This window comes from Coleofasciculus sp. G2-EDA-02 (assembly GCF_040226375.1).
Lineage (GTDB): Bacteria > Cyanobacteriota > Cyanobacteriia > Cyanobacteriales > Coleofasciculaceae > Coleofasciculus.
On record NZ_JAVKEW010000045.1, the window covers coordinates 1 to 5,555 of the forward strand.

At 44.8% G+C, this 5,555-nt stretch carries 4 protein-coding genes and 1 pseudogene; 3 read left to right on the forward strand and 2 right to left on the reverse strand.

From position 1 onward, the window contains the following. Window positions 1–223: 223 nt before the first annotated feature. Window positions 224–733, reverse strand: a pseudogene (locus tag RLO19_RS04510) (RNA-guided endonuclease TnpB family protein); the annotation flags it as partial. Between the two features lie 57 nt (window positions 734–790). Here RLO19_RS04510 and RLO19_RS04515 point away from each other — a divergent pair. From RLO19_RS04515 to RLO19_RS04525, 3 genes are all read left to right on the forward strand, one after another. After that, entirely contained in the window at window positions 791–964 is a 174-nt protein-coding gene (locus RLO19_RS04515) for a hypothetical protein (RefSeq protein ID WP_446354220.1), read from the forward strand. Window positions 965–1,112: 148 nt separating this feature from the next. Further along, window positions 1,113–2,450: a nucleoside recognition domain-containing protein gene (locus RLO19_RS04520; RefSeq protein WP_446354222.1), complete on the forward strand. Its 1,338-nt coding sequence runs from the start codon at window positions 1,113–1,115 to the stop codon at window positions 2,448–2,450. A 317-nt stretch (window positions 2,451–2,767) separates the two neighbouring features. Then, entirely contained in the window at window positions 2,768–3,790 is a 1,023-nt protein-coding gene (locus tag RLO19_RS04525; protein ID WP_446354224.1) for an alpha/beta fold hydrolase, read from the forward strand. A gap of 66 nt (window positions 3,791–3,856) precedes the next feature. Here RLO19_RS04525 and gatB read toward each other — a convergent pair whose 3' ends face one another. Next, complete coding sequence (gatB, locus tag RLO19_RS04530) at window positions 3,857–5,341, reverse strand: Asp-tRNA(Asn)/Glu-tRNA(Gln) amidotransferase subunit GatB (protein WP_446354225.1); 1,485 nt, start codon at window positions 5,339–5,341, stop codon at window positions 3,857–3,859. Window positions 5,342–5,555 lie beyond the last annotated feature (214 nt).

Here is a 5,555-nt window from a genome sequence, read left to right on the forward strand (position 1 = left end):
CAGCATACCTTAATAGCGCTGAAAATAACGGATTAAAGCAGCAAAGCTTCTCAAATTACTACAATTACTGACGTATTTAGACTTGAGTAGGGCGAGTTCCGTCCGATTTTAAGCCTGTGGACTGGTTGAGTGCCGACACCGAAGCGAGTGAAACAGGAAGCAATCCGGATAATGTCTAACAAGATCCAATTTTGTCTAGCTTTGTCCAAGTGTTGTAGAACGGTAACGCAATCTGAGTTATTAGCTCAGGCTTAGTTTCCTTGCTAACAGACGGGTAAAAGCAGCCCTCTGTGTAAGTTAGTGCTTGACGGGGGAAGGTTACAGCAGCTAAGCCACCTTTCTTCCTGTACTTAGGCAATGATGGACGGTCAGCTTCACCTTTGTAGTAAAGCCCAACCAAGCCGTTGTAGCTGGTTAGTGACTCGCCAACAGACTTAAGAGTTTGCTGTGCTGACTGAGCGGCTAATGCCTTGTAGTGGGGATTGTTTTTGAGTTTCTTATCAAGCTCTGGGTAGGTCGTACTACTGCGGTACAGTTTCCAGCCGCAACGCAACTCATCACCACGCCAGTAAGTTGTAAAGGCATTCTCTTGCTGCTCCAACCAGCTACGATGCTTTTGCTTTGTGTAATAGATTGCACAGTTAATCAGGCTATTTGAGTGCTTGCACTGGTCTGCCCAGTAAACCGCTTCTTCTTCTGTAAATTTAGCCCTGACTGGGATTGTTCTATACAGTTGACTCACCTCCTTGACTTTGCTAGCTTATGCTTAGTATATACGGCATATCTAACAATGACAACCCAAAAGCGATTAAAAAATATACCTGTTTTACACGATGAGGTGAAGAAAAAAAGAACTGTAGTGTTAACTCCTACAGCTTGGGAAAACATTAAAAAAGAAGCAAAAAGAAAAGGGATTAGCGCTAGTGAAGTAATTGAACAGTGGGCAAGAGAAACGCTGGGCTAAAGCCCATATATCGCTTTCATCCCCTGGAAGAGAGCACAGGGGTTCTCAGCTTTTATGAGGTTTTGATAGAACAATTATTGGACTGAGGGCTTTTGCCTTCAGTCCTTTCCCGTTATCCTAAGAGTCTGTCTGTTTAGAGTTATTGAGTATGTCCTCCCAACTATCGAGGAAACCCAGCGCTATCAACGTTGTCTTTGTCGGCTTTATTGCTGTCGCTATCCTATTTGCCGGATATACCGACAGGATGCAAGCCATTACTGACGCTAGTTTTGAATCCGCCAAAACCGCCGTCGAGTTAGCCATTGGCTTGATTGGGGTGATGGCACTTTGGTTAGGATTAGTGCGGGTTCTAGAAGCGGGTGGACTGATGTACAATCTGGCAACTGCGCTCAAACCTTTGATGGTGAGACTTTTTCCTGATGTACCCCCCACTCATCCAGCAATGGGGGCGATGATTCTGAATATTTCTGCCAATATGCTGGGTTTGGGGAATGCGGCGACTCCATTTGGCATCAAGGCAATGGTGGAGTTAAATAAATTGAATCCGTTTCCAGGAACGGCAACCGATGCGATGTGTCTGTTTCTGGCAATTAATACATCAAGTGTTGCCCTATTTCCTCTGGGTGTAATTGGTGTACGAGCCGCAGCTAATAGTAGTGATCCCGCCGCAATTTGGCTACCTACGTTGTTGTCTACGACTTGTTCTACCCTTGTCGGGGTTTTAGTGGCGTTGTTTTTACGCAAAAGGAGTCAAGTATCTGAGCCGAGTATAGCCGATGAGTCAGGACAAGAAACGGTATTGCAAATAGAGGATGAAGTTAAGCCCGTTGAAGAACCTGATTTTTCCCATTTGTTGTATCCAGCCGGTCTAGTTTCTAAAATTATCGCTTGGGGTTTTATGGCTGGATTTCTCTTTTCTATGGTTTATGGGGTGATTACCAGCCAAAGTTTAGGTGGTTTCTTCGACCAAGATTTTCTTTCCTATTGGCTAATTCCCACATTAATTTTATTGATTATCACCTATGGTGTCGGACGAGGGGTGAAAGTTTATGAAGCGGTGACGGAAGGGGCGATACAGGGGTTTGAGATTGCCATTCGGATTATCCCGTTTTTGGTCGCTATTTTAGTGGCAATTGGTATGTTTCGGGCGTCGGGGGCGATGGAAGCACTCTCAACTCTATTAAATCCGATAACCAGCTTAATTGGTATGCCGGCTGAAGTATTACCGATGGCGTTAATCCGTCCCCTTTCTGGAGGCGGAGCATTTGGTATCTTGAGTGAAGTAGTGGAACGAGCGCCGGATTCTTATAGTGCGTTTTTGGCTTCGACAATGATGGGTAGTACAGAAACAACGTTTTATGTTTTGGCTGTTTATTTTGGCGCCGTTGGCATTACTCGTATCCGTTATGCACTTGTGGCAGCTTTATTGGCAGATGCGACGGGGTTAATTATGGCTTGTGTTTTTTCGGCTCTATTTTGGAGATGAATTTGTCATTGGTTATTTGGATACCCAGGTTATTTTAAGTTATAAGTTTGGGAAGCTTGGGGTAGGGCGGGTTTATTTACATCTTTATCTCTCGCAACAGATAACCGTAAAACCCGCCCCTACAAATGTATGATTGATACCTATTTTTTGAACGCAGAGGACGCAGAGGTTAACGCAGAGGTACGCAGAGGAATTGTGTATTTGATGGAAAAGTTTATCGTAAAAACAATATATATGAAAGTAAGCTGATGTAGAGTTGAATTGTGTATTTACTGTTGCCTGTTCCCTGTTTGCCAACAAATGACGAATGACGAATAATGGGTATTTTTCCAGCTCCTAAATTTAATACGTTTACACTTGAGTGCTTTCAACTGGAATCTGGTGTTGTATTACCTCAGGTTAATTTAGCTTATCGAATTAGTGGTACACCGTCATCACAAGCACCAATTGTTACTTGTACGGCTTTTGCTCAAAGTTATTATGATCTGGCTTATCTGCAAGGTCCTGATTTGGCTTTAGATCTAGAAAAAGACTGGATTATTCATACGGAGTTGTTGGGGAATGGGCGTAGTAGTTCTCCGAGTAATACTCCGCCACCGTTTAATGGTGCTAATTTTCCGGCGGTAACGATTCGGGATAATGTGAATTTACAATTGGCATTTCTAAAGCATCTTGGTGTTAAAGAGATTCGTGCTGTTGTTGGTGCGAGTATGGGGGGACAACAGGCAATTCAATGGGCGGTGAGTTACCCGGAAATGGTACAAAAATCTGTTATAATTGCCGGAAGTTGTCGGGCTACCTGGCATGTTCGTTTATTTCTCAATAGTTTAATATCCTGTATTCGTTCTGATCCGGCGTTCCAGGAGGGTAATTATACAGAACCTCCGTTGTTAGGACTTTCACGAATGTCTGAAGCTTGGGCGCCTTGGGCTTTTTCGCCAGAGTTTTATTCTTCACAAATGTATCAAAGGTATCCTGATACTCAGGCGAGTTCGCTGGATGAATTTTTGGCTAAATGGCGCACCCGCTATTATGAAAAAGATGCTAATGATGTTTTATGTCACTTTCAGACTTGGGCGGCTCATGATGTTAGTTTTACCCCTGGTATGAATGGATCATTAGAAAAGGCTTTGAGGAGGGTGAAAGCAGAGGTTCTCTTTCTACCCATTCGCACTGATGCCTATTTTGCTGTCACCGATGTCGCCGCAGAAGCCGCACTCATTCCTCATGCCCAACTTATGGTGCTAAACTCAGTCTACGGTCATGCTGCGGCGTTTGGACGAGACAAGGGCGATCGCGAACAAATCAATCACGCGATCGCGAACTTCCTCAATGGTTGATTCGCGATCGCACCATCTTGGCGATTGAGCCATGGTGGGTTACGCTTCTCTAATACACCCGACAATTTATCCCTTCAATTTTTTCCCTAAAATTTGGTTGGTTAATTTAGGATTTGCTCGTCCACTGGTTTTCTTCATCACCTGTCCGACAAAGAAACCTTGCAGCTTGGTTTTACCATTCCGATACTGTTCCAATTCCTTGGGATTAGCGGCAATCACTTCATCAATTATGGCTTCGAGTTGGGTGACATCAGAGATTTGAATCAGTCCCCGACTTTCAGCTATTTCCTTGGCTGAACCACCTTTCGACAGCAGTTCCGGGAGAATTTCTTTGGCAATTTTGCCACTGATTGTATTGTCTTCAATGAGCTGAATCAGTTCTGCCAAAATTAACGGTTTGAGCGCAATTTCTGTAATCGTTAGTTTCTCGGTATTCAGATAAGCCGCAATATCTCCCATTACCCAGTTTGCCGTTTGTTTGGGATTGGCATTTGCGGTTACAACGGCTTCAAAATATTCGGCAACCAGTTTATCCTCGGTTAATACGCGGGCATCATACGCCGAAAGCCCATATTCGCTTTCATAATGATGCCGTTTCTGGGCGGGAAGTTCGGGGAGTTCACTGCGCCATTGTTCTAATTGTTCTTTGGAGACTTCAATTGGGGGTAAGTCGGGTTCGGGGAAGTAGCGGTAATCGCTAGAGCCTTCTTTGACTCGCATACTAATTGTGCGTTGACTTCCTTCTTCCCAGAGGCGGGTTTCTTGGATAATGGGTTCCCCGGTTTCAATTGCCTCAATTTGCCGTTCTATTTCGTAGTCAATGGCTTTTTGAATGGCGTTAAAGGAGTTCATATTTTTGATCTCGACTTTCACGCCAAACTCTTTTTGACCGATGGGGCGCACGGAAATATTCACGTCACAGCGCAGGGAACCTTCCTGCATGTTGCCATCGCTGATACCCAGATAGCGCATAATCCGGCGCAATTCTTGGGCATATTCTGCGGCTTCTTTGCCAGAACGCAAGTCGGGTTCTGAGACAATTTCCAGCAGGGGGATACCCGCACGGTTGAAATCAACGAGGGAGTAGGTGGAACCGGAGAGTCTGTCACTTCCCGCATGGACGAGTTTTCCGGCGTCTTCTTCCATGTGCAGGCGAGTGATGCCGATTTTTTTGTCAATGGGGTTTCCGTCGTCATCGATGAGTTCGATTTCTAACCAACCATGTTCGGCGATGGGGAGGTCATATTGAGAGATTTGATAGTTTTTGGGTAGGTCGGGATAAAAGTATTGTTTGCGGTCAAATTTACTATAGGGGGCGATTTGGCAGTTGAGGGCTAATCCGGCTTTGACGGCGGATTCCAGGACTTTTTGATTGAGGACAGGTAGCACTCCAGGAAGTCCCATGCATATCGGATCGATGTTGGTGTTGGGGGGATTGCCAAATTCTGTGGAGGAGTAGGAGAATATTTTGGTGGCGGTGTTGAGTTGGCAATGGGTTTCTAGACCAATTATGGCTTCGTACTTGGTTTTTGCAGGTGCTGCGGTGGTCATAGGTGCTTTTTTTCTGTTTTTGGGTTTATATCTGGGGAACTGTTCCTAGAAATTCGGCGTTATAAACTGCCTTATTTTATCGAAGCGCCGTAAAACCCACATCCTTTTAGGTGTGGGATATAAGGCGGGTCATCGGAGGCACGTAGATGACCAAATCATCCCTTGTTTCTAGCCATTCGCTAGTAGCACATCACTTAGGCTATTAGCATTAATC